This is a genomic window from Oceaniserpentilla sp. 4NH20-0058 (assembly GCF_040371755.1).
Taxonomy (GTDB): domain Bacteria; phylum Pseudomonadota; class Gammaproteobacteria; order Pseudomonadales; family Oceanobacteraceae; genus Bermanella.
In genome coordinates this window covers 170,155-185,434 of sequence record NZ_BAABWE010000002.1, presented here as the reverse complement: position 1 = coordinate 185,434, position 15,280 = coordinate 170,155, and the positions used below count along the sequence as shown (strand labels likewise).

The window sequence follows — 15,280 nt, the reverse complement described above, 5'->3', positions numbered from 1 at the left end:
AAAGGTGTTTCATGAGAGTATTTATTGCCCTAAGTGGCCCTGATTTGATCTCTAAAAAGCTGAATTTACAGGTACTTTTGTCACAGTTACCTCATGCTCATGACCCTTGTGATCGTCATTTAACATTGGCATTTTTAGGTGAGCTAAGTGCGCTAGAGGTTGATGGCCTCATAACTCAATTACAGGGAGTTTATGAAAGTGGATTACTTACTAAGATTACGTGGGAAGCCTGTGAAATTGGGGATTTCCCTGCTCAATCCCCAAAGGCGTGGGCTTTACAGGGTGCATCAACACAAAAACTGGATGAGTTAGTCCTTCGGCTTGAGCAAGAAGGTGTTTCCAAAGCGGTTATGGATACCTCGTTTATACCCCATGTCTCTTTAGCTTATTTGGATGGCCCTAGCAATTTGAGGGCGGATTTTCCTTTGACGGTGTCATTTTACAGGCTTGGGTTGTATCGCTCGTATACGGTTGCTGAGCGGGCATTAATGGCTGCAAGTGGGTTGTGGGCTAAACCGAGGTACCAATGTATCCATAGCTGGGATCTTGAATACGGGGGGAATTAAAAAAGGCTGCCAAGGCAGCCTTTAGATTAACCGATTGGTTGTCTAGAGGGTAAAGTGGCGGCTTTTCTGGCGCCAAATACCACCATTGTTTTACCTTTAACGCCTACCAGTCCTTGGTCTTCAAGGGCTTTTAGTACACGCCCAACCATTTCACGAGAACAGCCTACAATTCGTCCAATTTCTTGGCGTGTGATTTTAATCTGCATGCCGTCTGGGTGGGTCATTGCGTCGGGCTCTTGGCTTAAATCAAGCAAGGTGCGCGCAACACGACCTGTAACATCTAAAAAGGCTAAATCCCCTACTTTACGGGTAGTTTTGCGCAGACGAGTGGCCATTTGCTCGCCAATAAAGTACAAAATACGAGGATCTTGATTACTGATCTCACGGAATTTGCTGTAGCTGATTTCAGCGACTTCGCATTCTATTTTTGCTTTTATCCATGCAGAGCGCGGACTGACTTCGTCAAACAAGCCCATTTCCCCAAAGAAGTCGCCTTCATTAAGGTATGCCATGATCATCTCGCGACCATCGTCATCTTCAATAATAACGGTGACGGACCCTTTCATAATGTAAAATAAAGAGTCACTTTTGTCCCCAGCGTAAATAATTGTGCTGCGAGCGGGGTAGCGACGACGGTGGCATTGAGACAAAAAGTAATCCAAATGCTTATGACGATCAGCTCTTAACCCTTTATTCATAATGTGACCTAAACCATCAAACCTTGATTCATTATTATTTATAGCACTTAAGCTTACCAATTATGCACCTATTGGCAGCAATAGGTGAACACTTCAGAGTAATAAACCCATAATAAGTTCTGATTAATCTGTATTTTTGGGAACTGAGTCGTACTTGGCCTTAGAATTAGGCGTTATTTGACTGAGTAAATTCTTAAACTTCTTTCTAGTATGCCTAATATGTTAATCTTGTGGTTTTAAAGTCAGCGAAAATAGTCATGAAAACACGTATTAAATGGGTTCAAGATGCCATGTTCCTAGGTGAGTCAGGAAGTGGTCATAGTGTGGTAATGGATGGTCCAGAAGATCATGGCGGTCGTAATTTGGGTGTGCGCCCAATGGAAATGCTACTAATGGGCTTGGGTGGTTGTACCAGTTTTGATGTCATGAGTATTTTAAAAAAATCTCGCCAAGATGTGGTGGATTGCGTTGCTGAGCTTGAAGCGCAGCGAGCTGACGAAGTGCCGAGCGTGTTTACTAAAATACATGTGCATTTTGTAGTTAAGGGCAATAACTTGAAAGAGGCTCAAGTGAAACGTGCAGTGGCACTTTCGGCAGAGAAGTATTGTTCGGCCAGTATTATGCTTGAGAAGGGTGGCGTAGAAATTACCCACGATTATGAGATTATTGAACTGACGCAAAAAGAATAAATTTTAGTTTCAGTGAAGCCAAGGCTTGCCTTGGCACTTGGTGGCTTAATGTCTGTTTTAACCAGCCTAAGGCCTCATCTTTTGTAAAAAAAGACTGAAACGGAAAATTTACGGGTTACCAACGCAGTGTGATTTTTTAGGACTCAAATTACAGATGCGCTATATAAATCTGCCCACTCTTTTACCTCTAATAAATTCAATGTAGACCAAGGCTAGAATGTTAAATTCGGTAGGTTGATTTAGTCATAACTTTCGACATTTGTGTCATACCTGCCTGCACTAAAGGTGGAAACACGGCGCCCCCTGCTTGTAATGCAGTAGCGGCATGACGTTCTTCATCTTCAAGCATTACTTCTAGTATAGCGCGGCTACGTTGATCTTGGACGGGTAGAATTTGGATGTGTTCTTTCAAATGTTTACAGACTTGGTTCTCGGTTGCGGCCACAAACCCTAGGCTCCACTTATCACCAATAGCGCCGGCTAATGCCCCAATGGAATAAGAAAGGCCATAAAAAATAGGGTTTAATATACTGGTGTGGCTATCTAGTTCGTGTAAGCGTTCTTCACACCAAACAAGGTGATCAACTTCCTCTTCGGCTGCTTCATTCATTGCCTCACGTACTTCTGGTAAGCGAGCCGTTAAACTCTGACCTAAGTATAATGCTTGAGCGCAGACTTCTCCGGTATGGTTGATACGCATTAAGCCAGATGCATGACGCTGTTCTTGTGCACTCATTTCATGGGCTGTTTGTGTTAGGGCAGGGTTGGCTCTGTGGCTACTGGATGCCTTGGGTACTAATGTCTTAAGAGCATTGTCCACATGGCCAATGAACGTATCCAACGCCGATAAAGTACGCATGTTCAGCCTCTTTGATTTAATTGAATAATCGTATTTTACGGAAAAGTGAGGCGCCTTGCATGTGCTAGATCATTTTATGTGGATTTGTTTCGGGTAAAGCGATTGGTGATGTGTTTCGCGAACACTTGTTTTAGGTCTTGTGCTGACACCGGCTTCGTAATCACCTGATCTATACCAAATTGAATGACTTCTTTTTGGGTATTCGAAATAGGCATGCCGGTTAGCATAATTTTAATAACATTTTGATTGATATCTTTGTCTTCTTGGATGCGCTTGGCAAGCTGAAAACCATCCATAATCGGCATGTCTTGATCAATTAATATAATGTCATAAGGGGTGCCTAAGTTACTTTGACTGCGCAATAAGGCCAATGCTTCTTTGCCATTAAAAGTACTCTGTGATTGCATTCCCCAGCTATTCGCATATCGCTGCATTACTTTTCTAAGAGTGCTGTTGTCGTCTACGATTAAAATAGATAGACCTTGCAGTACTTTATCGTTTTGCACGTTTTCTACGGAGTCTGAGTGATCCTCTTGTAATGCGATGGTAAAACTAAAGGTGCTGCCATTATCTATGCGGCTCTGTGCATATAAATTGCCCGACATAATTTGAATGAGTTTTTTGCATAGGGATAAACCAAATCCATGATTGCTTAACTGAATAGTGTCATCTGTACTTTGCTCACCCAAAAGTTGTTTTAACTTTAATTTTTCAATGCCGCAGCCAGTGTCTCTGACTGCAAATAAAAGTTTATGATTATCTAATTGGCTTATTTTTAGTTCGACTTCACCATATTCTGTGTGGCGTACGGCGTTATCAAGTAGGTTATCTAGAATTGTTTCAATGCGGTTTTCATCTGTAATAATATGAGCGGGAAGTTGATCGTCAATATTTAGAACCAGCTCAATGCCTTTTTGGTTCGCAATGAATTGAAACTTACTTAAACACTTTTTAGCAAATGTAGAGACTTCAAATGGCGAGTGGTTGAGTTGAATTCGTCCGGATTGAATTTTAGCGTAGTCACTAATACGGTTCACCATTCTGAGCATATCTTGCCCAGAGTATGTGATGGTGTCGATATAATCCCTTTGCTTTGCGCTTAATGGTGTTTCACTGAGTAATTCCGACATGCCTAATACCCCGTTCATAGGGGTGCGTAATTCATGACTTAAATTTTCTAAAAACATGCCTGATATATTTTGGCCTTGTGTTTGGTTTCTTTTAACTTGTTTTTGAAAATATGGCGTCACCATACTTAAACTGGCAAAGAGCACGCATATAGTTAAAGCGTAAACATAAGAGATACCCATAGGCGCGAAGATTAAATCTGGACTGATTATGTAGATTAACTGGCACAAGGTTGATATGAGTAAAATAGTATTAGCAATAATCAGATTAATACCTATTTTTTTAGATTTCATCATGACCATAACACTTGGAACTAACGCAAAAACTAAAACGGCTATATACGGGGCATGGGCCAAGATTAGTGAAAATAAAACGAGAGATAAAATAATAGCAATGGTTAAATTGCTTTTTAAAAATACCCGATATTGATCTGTATGGTAACTGGATAACAAGAGTATAGAAGCCATTACCCAAGGTGTTAGCTTGGCATAACTTAAAAACCAATTAGACCAATTGAATATTTGGCTGTGAGACAAGCTAAAACATGCAGCAGCAAAGGCTAAGCAGATGATTAAATAATGGCGGGTATGATTATGAAAACGGATAATGATTAAATGCAATATCCCCACAAATATCATAAGTGCAATAATGGCACCTAACACTTGTTGTAAAATACTGGAATCTTGCGAGTATTGATTTAAATCTTGAAGCTTTGGTTCTAATTGATTGGTTTGAATGGGCTTAATTCTAAAATACAGCCACTGATTCGACATGCCTTCAATATTTAATATTAAGGCGCCGCTACTGCTTAATTGCTTTTGATGTTCAATACCGCGTATGCGTTGCCATTGTTCGTTCTCTTGTCGATATGCGGCATCTATATGAACACTACTGGTACTTAATGAGAGTGCAAGTGGAATATTAAGATGAGTAGGGTTGATAACCTTAAATCGCAGCCAGTAAATTTCATCGACTTCTACCACGGCTTTGTCAGATAAACCTACAAAAACTGAGTCTTGATTTAACAGAAGCTGAGCCAAGCTGAATGTTGTGTGGTCAGCTTTGGCCCACTGCATACTATCTTTCAGTTCAATTTGGATAGGACCATCAGCCAAGATAATGTGGCTCATATCACTGGCTTGGGTAATAGAACTTAACCCTAAATAAACGATAAAAATGAAACGCAGCACAAAGCCAGTCATAGCCATTAGATACTTAAAAATGAAAGGCTATTATAGGGAAAACAAATAGAAAAGCTAAGAGTGGGGAATGAAAACAAGAACTTCAGGTATTTACCTGAAGTTCTAATAGGCTAAATTACTTAGCTTGCTCGCGAGCAATGGCACGATAGGCAATGTCGTTGCGATAGAAGCTGCCGTTCCAAGAAATAGTCTTAGTCAGGACATAAGCGCGCTGTTGTGCTTCAGTCACGGTGTTACCTAATGCGGTAGCACACAGTACACGACCGCCATTGGTGGTCACCTCTCCTTTATCATTGAGTTTGGTGCCAGCATGGAAAACCTTTTCGCCTTCGGTTTCCGTTTGAGGTAAACCAGAGATCACATCTCCTTTATCATAAGAGGCAGGGTAACCACCTGCAGCCAATACGACACCAATAGCCGCACGAGGGTCCCAGTTAGCGGTTTTATTAGCGAGTCCGTTGTCTTCAAATGCAGCTAGGCATAAATCTACCAAATCAGATTGCATGCGCAGCATGATAGGTTGAGTTTCAGGATCACCAAAACGGCAGTTGTATTCGATTACTTTAGGCGTGCCTGCTTCATCAATCATTAAGCCTGCATATAAGAAGCCCGTGTAGTCATTGCCTTCTTTGGCCATGCCTTCAACCGTTGGTACGATGACTTCTTTCATGATGCGATCATGAATGGCTTGCGTTACCACAGGAGCAGGTGAGTAGGCACCCATACCGCCGGTGTTAGGGCCAGTATCGCCGTCACCAACACGTTTATGATCTTGGCTAGTAGCCATAGGTAAGATGTTTTTACCGTCTACCATCACAATAAAACTGGCTTCTTCACCGGCTAAGAATTCTTCAATCACCACTCGACAACCAGCATCGCCAAAGGCGTTACCAGAAAGCATGTCTTTAACGGCGTCTTTCGCTTGCTCAACGGTTTCAGCAACGATCACGCCTTTACCGGCAGCAAGACCATCGGCTTTAACCACAATAGGCGCGCCGATTTTATCGATATACGCAAGAGCAGGTTCTACTTCAGTGAAGTTTTGGTAAAACGCCGTTGGAATATCGTGACGAGCTAAAAAGTCTTTAGTGAAGGCTTTAGAGCCTTCTAATTGAGCTGCGCCTTTTGATGGGCCAAAAGCTTTTAGTCCTTGCTCAGCAAAGTAATCTACCACGCCTTCTACTAAAGGCGCTTCGGGGCCAACAATAGTAAGCTCGCAGTTGTTATCTTTTGCGAAAGCGGCCAGTTTTTCAAAGTCTAAAACATCGATATCCACGTTTTTAAGGCCCGCTTCAGTGGCGGTGCCTGCGTTACCTGGGGCAACAAAAACCGTTTCAACGTTTGGGTTTTGTGCGGCTTTCCAGCCTAGGGCGTGTTCGCGGCCGCCAGAGCCAATTACCAGTACATTCATGATTTCGCTAGATGCTATACGGGAGACGAAAGACGCTAGCCTTTGAATCTTTTAGCACCATTCTCCTTAATGAAGATTGAAAATTCGTTTAAGTAAAACAAAACAGAAGCGGAAACTTTAGAGCGTTTTCCGTCTTCCGTTTAGCGCCAAGCATTAATGACGGAAATGACGCATCCCCGTAAACACCATCGCCATACCCGCTTCATCAGCGGCGGCAATCACTTCTTCATCACGAATCGAACCACCGGGTTGAATCACAGCAGCAATGCCTGCTTTAGCCGCGTTATCAATGCCATCACGGAATGGGAAGAACGCATCACTTGCCATGACTGAGCCTTTTACTTCAAGGCCAGCATGTTCCGCTTTAATAGCCGCTATACGTGCAGAGTTTACGCGGCTCATTTGACCAGCGCCCACACCGATGGTTTGACGGTTGTTGGCGTAAACAATGGCGTTGGATTTAACAAACTTAGCCACTTTCCATGCAAAGATTAAATCGTGCATTTCTTTTTCACTTGGCTGGCGTTTCGTTACAACGGTTAAGTCATCTGCTTTGATCATGCCGTTGTCACGTTCTTGTACTAACAAGCCGCCGTTAACGCGCTTGTAATCAAATGCGTTGGCACGTTCTGCGGGCCAAACACCTGTTTCTAAAACACGCACGTTTTTCTTAGCCGCTAATACTAATTTAGCATCGGCACTTACAGACGGTGCAATGATCACTTCAACAAACTGACGTTCAGCAATCGATGCGGCTGTATCGCCATCTAGTTCGCGGTTAAACGCAATGATGCCACCAAATGCAGATTCGGTATCGGTTGCGAATGCAAGGTCATACGCTTCTTGAATGCCGTTTTCGCTTACAGCAACACCACAAGGGTTGGCGTGTTTAACGATGACACAAGCAGGCTTAGTGAATGATTTAACACACTCTAGTGCTGCGTCTGTATCGGCGACATTGTTGAATGAAAGCTCTTTGCCTTGTACTTGAGTTGCGGTGGCAATGGAGGCTTCTTGTGGCTTAGCTTCCACATAAAACGCTGCGTTTTGATGAGGGTTTTCACCGTAACGCATGTCTTGTGCTTTGATAAACTGAGAATTAAAGGTGCGAGGGAATTGACCTTTATTATCTGTGCTTAATACCTCTGCAGTTTGATCAATGCGGCCTAAATAGTTAGCAATCATGCCGTCATAAGCCGCTGTATGTTCAAATGCTTTAAGCGCTAAGTCAAAACGCAATTTAGGGCTTAAGCCGTTTTGGCTGTCTAATTCGTTTAATACTGTTTGGTAATCGGATGCATTCACCACAATGCCCACGTGAGCATTATTTTTAGCGGCAGAACGAACCATGGTTGGGCCGCCAATGTCGATGTTCTCAATGGCGTCTTCAAGTGTGCAATCAGGGTTGGCGGTGGTGGCTTCAAACGGGTATAAATTCACAACCACTAAGTCGATTGGATTGATGCCGTGTTCAGCCATGATGGCGTCATCTTGACCGCGACGGCCTAGTACACCACCGTGAATTTTTGGATGAAGGGTTTTAACGCGACCATCCATCATTTCAGCAAAACCTGTGTAGTCAGAGACTTCCACAGCGTTAATGCCTTGTTCACATAATAATTTGTAAGTGCCACCGGTTGATAAAATTTCAACATTTTTATCAGCCAATGCTTTTGCGAATTCTACGATGCCAGTTTTATCAGAAACACTGATAAGGGCGCGACGTACGGAGGAGATTGCTGGAGCGCTTGCCATAGTGTGATGTAAGCCAATTTTGAAAAGGTTTAAAAAATAGATGCTATACAATAGGGGTTTAACATAAGGCTCAGTTATTTGGCCTTATGTTATGTTTAATCCCCGTTGGATTGGATAGCGTCCGTTTTCAATCTTGTTGCTAGATTAAAGCATACCGAATTGCTTTAATTTTTTACGCAAAGTGCCACGATTCAAACCAAGCAGTACAGCTGCTTTTGTTTGATTATCTTTTGTGTAGCGCATCACGACTTCAAGTAGAGGTGCTTCTACTTCAGACAATACCATTTCGTAAACATCACTTACTGGCTGACCGTCAAGTTGTGCGAAGTAGCTTTCTAAGGCTTTTTCAACACTGTCGCGTAACGTTTGTGTGTTTTCAGCTGGTAGCTGTTGGGTGTTGTTGCTGGTTTCCATAGGGTTATTTACCACAGGTGCTTCATGGGTGCTCATGCCGCTCGTTCCTTCCCCAAAAGTTGATCGAAAAAAGTGTTTATCAGTTTTATTTGTTCTTCTTGGCATTCAAGTTGATTAAATAGGCGACGTACGTCGCGACTATTTTCTTGTGCCTGAAGGTACCAGCCCACGTGTTTACGTGCGATGCGCACACCCATATAAGCGCCGTAAAATTCATATAACCTCTGCATGTGATCCAGCAGGATGGTTTTGATTTCCACTAAACTTGGGGCGGCTAAATGCTGGCCAGTTTTCAAAAAGTGTTCAATTTCTCTAAATATCCAAGGACGTCCCTGAGCTGCTCGGCCCAGCATGACGCCGTCGGCGTTAGTAAAATCAAGCACTGCTTTAGCGTGTTCTGGTGATGTAATATCGCCATTGGCTAAAACTGGAATCGATACCATTTCCTTAACGGTTTTAATGGTGTCGTATTCTACGTGTCCTTTGTAGCCGCAGCTGCGTGTTCGCCCATGAATGGCCAGTGCACTAATACCTGTTTGCTCGGCTAACAATGCAAGAGTGGGTGCGTTTTTATGTTCAGGCGCCCAGCCCGTTCGCATTTTTAAGGTAACAGGAACATCTACAGCTTCTACGACCGCTTGTAGAATGTCCTTAACCAAAGTTTCGTCTTTCATCAATGCGCTGCCAGCGGCTTTATTACAAACCTTTTTGGCAGGGCATCCCATGTTGATGTCGACAATCTGAGCCCCGTGAACCACTGCCATTTTGGCTGCATTTGCCATCATTTCAGGGTCCCCTCCTGCAATCTGCACAGAGATGGGTTCAGACTCTCCAGTGTGGTCTAAACGTGTTTGTGATTTACGGCTATTCCATAAATTCACATCACTGGTGACCATTTCACTTACAACCAAACCTGCACCAAGTTGGCGGCACAACTGCCTAAAAGGTCGATCCGTCACGCCGGCCATGGGGGCAAGCACCACAGGTGACACAATTTGGTAAGGGCCAATTTGAAACATGGTTGATTGTTGGTTGTTTTTTGCTCGTTTAAAGGCGGCTATCATACTCCCAAAGTGTATGGGGTAAAAGCCTTGACAGGGTATGTTTAGGTAATTTTTTGATTAAATTTTCCACAATAACCCGAGACGAATTTGTCAATACCCTATGTGACCAAATTGTCATATTTTTTTGCTATAGCAAGGCTCGATTTGTGATCATTATGGCGCGACAAATCTTACTTGGTAGTTGTTTGCTTGCGGGCCTGGGTCTTGTATTTCTAAGGCAATATGTATCGGGGTTTCGCTTGGCATCATGGTAAGCCCAGATGCTTCACCAGCTAGGTATTCCCTAGGGGTAAATAATCGGTGGGCTATTACCTTGTCGTTTTTATCGGTAAAGGTTAGTTCTAATTTAGGGAATGCTTGCTCGTAAGCGGCATGATTCATAAATAAGACATCAACACTTAGTGCATTTTTAAACTTAGGATGACTAGATACCTGTGGTGTAGCCGTGGTGCGAATTTGTTTGAGATCATAGCTAGAAGGTAATTTGCAGCCTATGTGTTCACAGGCAAATGCGTAGTAAGGGCGATATTGATCATTGCGCGCCCATTGGTCTAAATTAAAGTACGCCATTTGTCCGACCATACTGACGACTAATAAGGCACTTAACGCTGATAATACCCAAAATCTCTTACGGCTTATTTTATTGGGCAGGCTTAAATCCAAAGGGTCATCTTCGATAAACGTGAAATTGGGCTTACTTGGCGCGGGCTTTAGGTTTTTCTGCGGTTGTGCTGGTGCGCTTTGTTGGGTTTCTTGAGTGTCATCAAGTAATGCGTCAGCCCATGATTCATCATCGGCACGGTCTTCAGACTCTACGGTGTCGTTGAGTTTGTCACTTTCAGTGTGGAACGGATCGGAATCAGTATGTACGTCAATGGATAAAAAATCTTCATTTAAATCACTAATAATGGGCGCTTTACGCCCCGATTCATCGTGAATAAAGTCTTCATCAATGCCATTTTCATCGTCAATTAAACCATTGTCATCGTCGATGAGGAAGTCGTCGACATCGTCTTCGATATAGTCAGCACTTGATTCTAGCTCATCAGGAAGCGGCTTAGTGGCGGCCATTGTTGTCGGCAGCTCGATGGTTTCTTGTTGGTTGTCAGTAATGAGAAAATCAAAATCATCATCGCTTTGCTCATTAACATCGGCTTTTGTTTGCGGTTGTTCTTGGCTAACAGGGGTGGCTTGTTCTGGCGCTGTTGGGTTGCCAAACATATCTTGAGTTCGATCATCCTGAATATTCGGTTCAGGCTTTTTGCTGTTTTGAAAATGATCCCCTGCTCGGAACACATGCAAACAAGCACCACAACGTACCGCGCCTTTTGCCACTTCTAGTTGGGCAGGGCTGACACGAAAGGTCGTGTCGCATTTAGGACACTTTGTGATTTGCGTTTGCTTCATTGCGTTCCAATTAACCGTTATTTTTCAAAGCGGGTGGCGTCAATACGTACCCATCCGTCTTCTTCTGTAATGCCGTCGATATGGCAGTCTTTGCTGTAAGCATCGGCTACTTCTTGCGCTTGGCTGGCCAGTATACCAGAAAGTACTAGCTGACCACTTGGTAGAAGATAAGACAAAATGGCGGCTTTTAGTTCCACTAATGGGCCTGCCAAAATATTCGCTAAGACTAAATCTGCTTGGTATTCAGGGGCGTCTTCAGGTAAATAGAATTCAGCACGCTCTTGTGCTACGCCATTGCGTTCGGTGTTTTCGTTGCTGGCCAATATGGCTTGCGGATCAATATCGATGCCCACTAAGTGATGCGCACCTAAAATCATTGCGGCTACGCCTAAGATGCCTGATCCACAGCCAAAGTCTACTACGGTTTTACCGGTTACATCTTGGGTATCAAGCCATTTTAAGCACAAAGAGGTGGTGGCGTGGGTGCCCGTTCCAAACGCAAGGCCAGGGTCGAGTTTTAAGTTCACCGCATTGGGGTCGGTGGGTTCAAGCCAACTTGGGCAAATCCAAAGTCGCTTCCCAAATGCCATGGGCTTGAAGGTGTCCATCCATTCTCGTACCCAGTCTTTGTCTTCGACGAGTTCGAGTTTGTAGTTAGGGAACGGCTTGGCGTATTCACTTTTATACAGTTCAGCCAGTTGCTGCATTTGTGTGTCGAGTGGCTGCTCTGCATCAAATAATGCGATTAGGCTGACATTGTCCCAAAGCGGGGTGGTGCCTAAAGGTGGTTCGTAAATAGGTTGATTAGCGCCATCGCGCATGGTGACAGCTTGCGCGCCAATGGCCATAAGCAGGTCTTCAATGTCTGCGCTTTGCTCGGCAGTGATGTCTACGATGGCTTGAATCCAGGGCATGTATCTAATCTTTTGCTGATGATAATAACCATTTTTTACCGCAACTGGCAGTTAAAAACAGGGCGCACACTATAGCTATTTTGTGTTTGAGAATCCACTGCTAAGCCCAGCTCATGGCGCTTTCAGGGCTGCAGTGTGGTTGTTTATTTTGAAATAAGGGTTAAGGCGCGTTGCAGTGCGAACTCATAACCTTGTGTGCCTAAGCCGCAAATCACTCCAACGGCCACATCGCTCAGGTAGCTGTGGTGGCGAAAAGCTTCACGGGCGTGCACATTGGATATGTGAACTTCGATGAAGGGGATGTTTACACCTAATAAAGCATCGCGCAGTGCAACACTGGTGTGAGTGAAGGCAGCTGGGTTGATGATGATGAAGTCAATGCCTTCACTGCGCGCTTCGTGAATGCGCTCAATTAGTTCGTATTCGGCATTACTTTGTAAGCTTAATAAATGGTGGCCTTGCTCTTTTGCTTGTTGAGCCAGTGTGTCGTTTACGTCTTCTAAGGTTTCGCTACCGTAAATTTCAGGTTCACGGGTGCCTAATAAATTTAGGTTTGGACCATGAAGAACAAGAATAGAGGCCATGATATGTGCTCTTAACTTTTTAAAGGTATGGTTTGAAGTTTGCCTAATGGACTTCAGGCTGTCTAGTCACATCCGTCGTAAACTCGATGTGTTGTCTACTATTCAATAAAAATTTGAACATTATTGCGCCCTTGCTTTTTGGCCGCATAAAGGGCTTGGTCGGCATGTTCAATGATTGTGTTCCCGTTGTTGCTAGTAAGGCTGCAAATACCGCATGAAAAACTCACGTGAAAGTCTTTGTCGTCTGCAGAGTGTTCCAATTGGTTGAAGCCTTGGCGAATATTGTTCATGACGCTGAGAGCTTGCTCTGTGGTGGTATTGGGTAAAATGATGGCAAATTCTTCGCCTCCGTAACGGCCAATACTGTCTGAGCTACGCAGCCTTTGTTTCAAAAATAGCGAGAGCGCCAAAATCACTTTGTCGCCAACTGGATGGCCATAGTTGTCGTTTATTTTTTTAAAAAAGTCGATATCCACCATGGCAAAGCTTAGCGGTTGTTGTTTGTCTTTTGCTTTACGACAGGCTTGTTTTAGTTTGTCTAAAATATAGGTGTGATTGAATAGGCCAGTTAAGCTGTCACGTATAATGAGATTATTTAGTACTCTAGCCCGCCGTGCCCGATTGCTCACAGTCATAACTAGATGATCTGGATTTATGGGTTTGGTTAGGAAGTCATCCCCCCCTTGGCTCATGGCATCCAGTTGTATATCAATGTCTTCTTCACCGGATAAAAACAAAATCGGCACACCAATTAAGTGGGACTGCTGGCGTATGGCGCTTGCGATTTCAGTACCGGTACAACCGGGCATGTACATATCCATTACAATGATTTCAGGTTGAAATTCATCAAGAGCATCAAGTATTTTCATCGGGTCGGTTAGTACGTGGGTATTCATGCCGGCTTTACTTAGGGTTTTATCGCAAAACAATGCTTGTGAGCGAGAGTCATCAACAATTAATACTTGAAAAGGCTCTTCTGGTTGTGGGGAGTAATATCGCTCTACGGTTCGAATCAGTTGGCTAACTGCGGGTTTAACGTAAAAGCGAAGACAGCCAGCTCGCTGGGCTTCTAAACGTTGTTCTATGCTGGCGGATTCTTCTTCAGTAATAAAAATAATAGGAGTGTCAGTTTGCTTGAGTTTCACAAAGTGGCTCATTAATTCTAAGCCGTTATGTTCACGCATAAAATGAATGTCGGTGATATAGGCGCAGGCCTCAATACTTTCTTGTAACTGATAGAAATGCTCATTGTCCTTGGCAATTTGGCTGGTAATGCCAAAGTGATTAAATTGTTCACTGAGCTTTGCCGCGTAATCCGGTTGCACCGCTAATATAACCGGCTTGGGTTTAGGTATTTGTTCTAGGTTGTTGTTATCGGTTTTTCTAAGGGAGCTTTGACCGAGTCTATCAATGGCGTGTTGCAGGGCTTGTTGCTGTAGTTCATTAATTTGGTTGGAGTTGTTGGCTTCGTTTAACATTTCCAGAATAACTAAGGCATGGTCATGCTGATGGTGAATATTGAAGCGTAGACTGTGACGTACCAGTTTTTCACATTCATCAATGAGTTTATTTAGGTGAGAAACCGCTAATCCTTGCTCACAACTACGCCGCCAAGCATTGATCAATACTCGAATTTGATTGCTAACTCGGCTGGCAAAATGGCGTTTGAGCGCATTTGAAGCGGATTCTTTTTCAATGTGACTCATAAGCACTCAAGATGCATGTCAGATACCTTAACTTTAGCAAGGTTTGGTGATTTATTAATGTATGAATCATCAGTTTGAGAAATTGGTAGTGTTTTCTCCACGATGAGTGTGTGTCACCTATAGTTAAACAATACTGATCCACTTGAGTATTGTGAATTCATGTTAAACAAAGCGCGGATACAGCCAAATATCGCTGCTATATGCATGAGTGTGTGTTTCGCTTGCTGGGTATTGGCGCAAAACACCCATGCTCTTCTGAATGAGGCCAGTTTAGCGCAAGTGACTCAAGGTTTTGGCGAGAAGGGTCGTCAGGTGTTTGTGGATTGGACTGAGTTCGTTATACGACAGGCCAGTGACACCCAAAAAGGCTCTGAGCAAGCCAAGTTGGAAACCATCAATCGCTACTTTAATGAGCGCCTCAAGTTTGTATCGGATGAGACTCATTGGCAAAAAGAGGACTATTGGGCCACGCCTATTGAGTCTTTGGCCAGTGCGGCTGGGGATTGTGAAGATTATGTGATTGCTAAGTATTTTTCTCTTATACAGTCTGGCATTCCTCAAGAAAAGCTAAGAATTACTTACGTTAAAGCGATGAAGATCAATCAGGCACATATGGTGCTTGCTTATTATAAAGCGCCAAAAAGTGAACCACTTATCTTAGATAACCTAAACCCTCGTATTTTAAGGGCATCAAAGCGGCGAGATTTAGTGCCGGTTTACAGTTTTAACGGGATGGGGTTATGGCTAGAGCAGAAACGCGGCCAGAGCATTAAAGTGGGTACCGCCAGTCGCTTAAGTATGTGGATGGATGTATTGTTTCGCATGCAAGCTCAAGGGTTAGAGCCATGGATGCAATTGCCGTCTGGGGAATCAAATTGATTAA

The 15,280-nt window shown here is 43.5% G+C and carries 14 protein-coding genes; 3 read left to right on the top strand and 11 right to left on the bottom strand.

Translation table 11 applies throughout. The annotated features are described in order from the left end of the window. The first annotated feature begins 11 nt into the window (after window positions 1-11). Window positions 12-566: a 2'-5' RNA ligase family protein gene (locus tag ABWV45_RS04030; protein ID WP_353348938.1), complete on the top strand. Its 555-nt coding sequence runs from the start codon at window positions 12-14 to the stop codon at window positions 564-566. Window positions 567-592: 26 nt separating this feature from the next. Here ABWV45_RS04030 and crp read toward each other — a convergent pair whose 3' ends face one another. Beyond that, window positions 593-1,264, bottom strand: coding sequence for a cAMP-activated global transcriptional regulator CRP (gene crp, locus ABWV45_RS04025; protein ID WP_353348936.1), 672 nt, complete (start codon window positions 1,262-1,264; stop codon window positions 593-595). A gap of 257 nt (window positions 1,265-1,521) precedes the next feature. Here crp and ABWV45_RS04020 point away from each other — a divergent pair, with 257 nt between their 5' ends. Next, complete coding sequence (locus tag ABWV45_RS04020) at window positions 1,522-1,953, top strand: OsmC family protein (RefSeq protein ID WP_353348934.1); 432 nt, start codon at window positions 1,522-1,524, stop codon at window positions 1,951-1,953. Window positions 1,954-2,173: 220 nt separating this feature from the next. On the opposite strand, the gene coq7 is transcribed toward ABWV45_RS04020, so the two are convergent. From coq7 to ABWV45_RS03970, 10 genes are all read right to left on the bottom strand, one after another. Beyond that, window positions 2,174-2,812, bottom strand: coding sequence for a 2-polyprenyl-3-methyl-6-methoxy-1,4-benzoquinone monooxygenase (gene coq7 / locus ABWV45_RS04015; RefSeq protein ID WP_353348932.1), 639 nt, complete (start codon window positions 2,810-2,812; stop codon window positions 2,174-2,176). Window positions 2,813-2,886: 74 nt separating this feature from the next. Then, on the bottom strand, window positions 2,887-5,148 hold the full coding sequence (locus ABWV45_RS04010; RefSeq protein WP_353348930.1) for an ATP-binding protein: 2,262 nt from the start codon (window positions 5,146-5,148) through the stop codon (window positions 2,887-2,889). Between the two features lie 109 nt (window positions 5,149-5,257). Beyond that, window positions 5,258-6,553, bottom strand: coding sequence for a phosphoribosylamine--glycine ligase (gene purD / locus ABWV45_RS04005; protein WP_353348928.1), 1,296 nt, complete (start codon window positions 6,551-6,553; stop codon window positions 5,258-5,260). A gap of 153 nt (window positions 6,554-6,706) precedes the next feature. Next, the gene (gene purH / locus ABWV45_RS04000; RefSeq protein WP_353348926.1) at window positions 6,707-8,308 is read right to left on the bottom strand and encodes a bifunctional phosphoribosylaminoimidazolecarboxamide formyltransferase/IMP cyclohydrolase; all 1,602 of its coding nucleotides are present in this window, start codon (window positions 8,306-8,308) and stop codon (window positions 6,707-6,709) included. A 144-nt stretch (window positions 8,309-8,452) separates the two neighbouring features. Next, window positions 8,453-8,722 (bottom strand): DNA-binding transcriptional regulator Fis, encoded by a 270-nt coding sequence (fis, locus tag ABWV45_RS03995; protein ID WP_353349403.1) that lies wholly within the window; start codon window positions 8,720-8,722, stop codon window positions 8,453-8,455. 32 nt (window positions 8,723-8,754) lie between these two features. Then, window positions 8,755-9,741 carry a tRNA dihydrouridine synthase DusB gene (dusB, locus tag ABWV45_RS03990; protein WP_353349401.1) on the bottom strand — a complete coding sequence of 329 codons (987 nt, stop codon included), beginning with the start codon at window positions 9,739-9,741 and terminating at the stop codon, window positions 8,755-8,757. A gap of 198 nt (window positions 9,742-9,939) precedes the next feature. After that, the gene (locus ABWV45_RS03985) at window positions 9,940-11,193 is read right to left on the bottom strand and encodes a zinc-ribbon and DUF3426 domain-containing protein (protein WP_353348924.1); all 1,254 of its coding nucleotides are present in this window, start codon (window positions 11,191-11,193) and stop codon (window positions 9,940-9,942) included. Window positions 11,194-11,210: 17 nt separating this feature from the next. Further along, window positions 11,211-12,107, bottom strand: a complete 897-nt coding sequence (gene prmA / locus ABWV45_RS03980; RefSeq protein WP_353348922.1) for a 50S ribosomal protein L11 methyltransferase — start codon at window positions 12,105-12,107, stop codon at window positions 11,211-11,213. A 143-nt stretch (window positions 12,108-12,250) separates the two neighbouring features. Continuing rightward, window positions 12,251-12,691 (bottom strand): type II 3-dehydroquinate dehydratase, encoded by a 441-nt coding sequence (gene aroQ / locus ABWV45_RS03975; RefSeq protein WP_353348920.1) that lies wholly within the window; start codon window positions 12,689-12,691, stop codon window positions 12,251-12,253. Window positions 12,692-12,789: 98 nt separating this feature from the next. Continuing rightward, a complete protein-coding gene (locus tag ABWV45_RS03970) occupies window positions 12,790-14,397 on the bottom strand; it encodes a diguanylate cyclase (protein WP_353348918.1) in 1,608 nt (535 codons plus the stop codon). A 159-nt stretch (window positions 14,398-14,556) separates the two neighbouring features. On the opposite strand from ABWV45_RS03970, the gene ABWV45_RS03965 reads away from it, so the two are divergent. After that, a complete protein-coding gene (locus tag ABWV45_RS03965; RefSeq protein ID WP_353348916.1) occupies window positions 14,557-15,276 on the top strand; it encodes a transglutaminase-like cysteine peptidase in 720 nt (239 codons plus the stop codon). The last annotated feature ends 4 nt before the right edge of the window (window positions 15,277-15,280 follow it).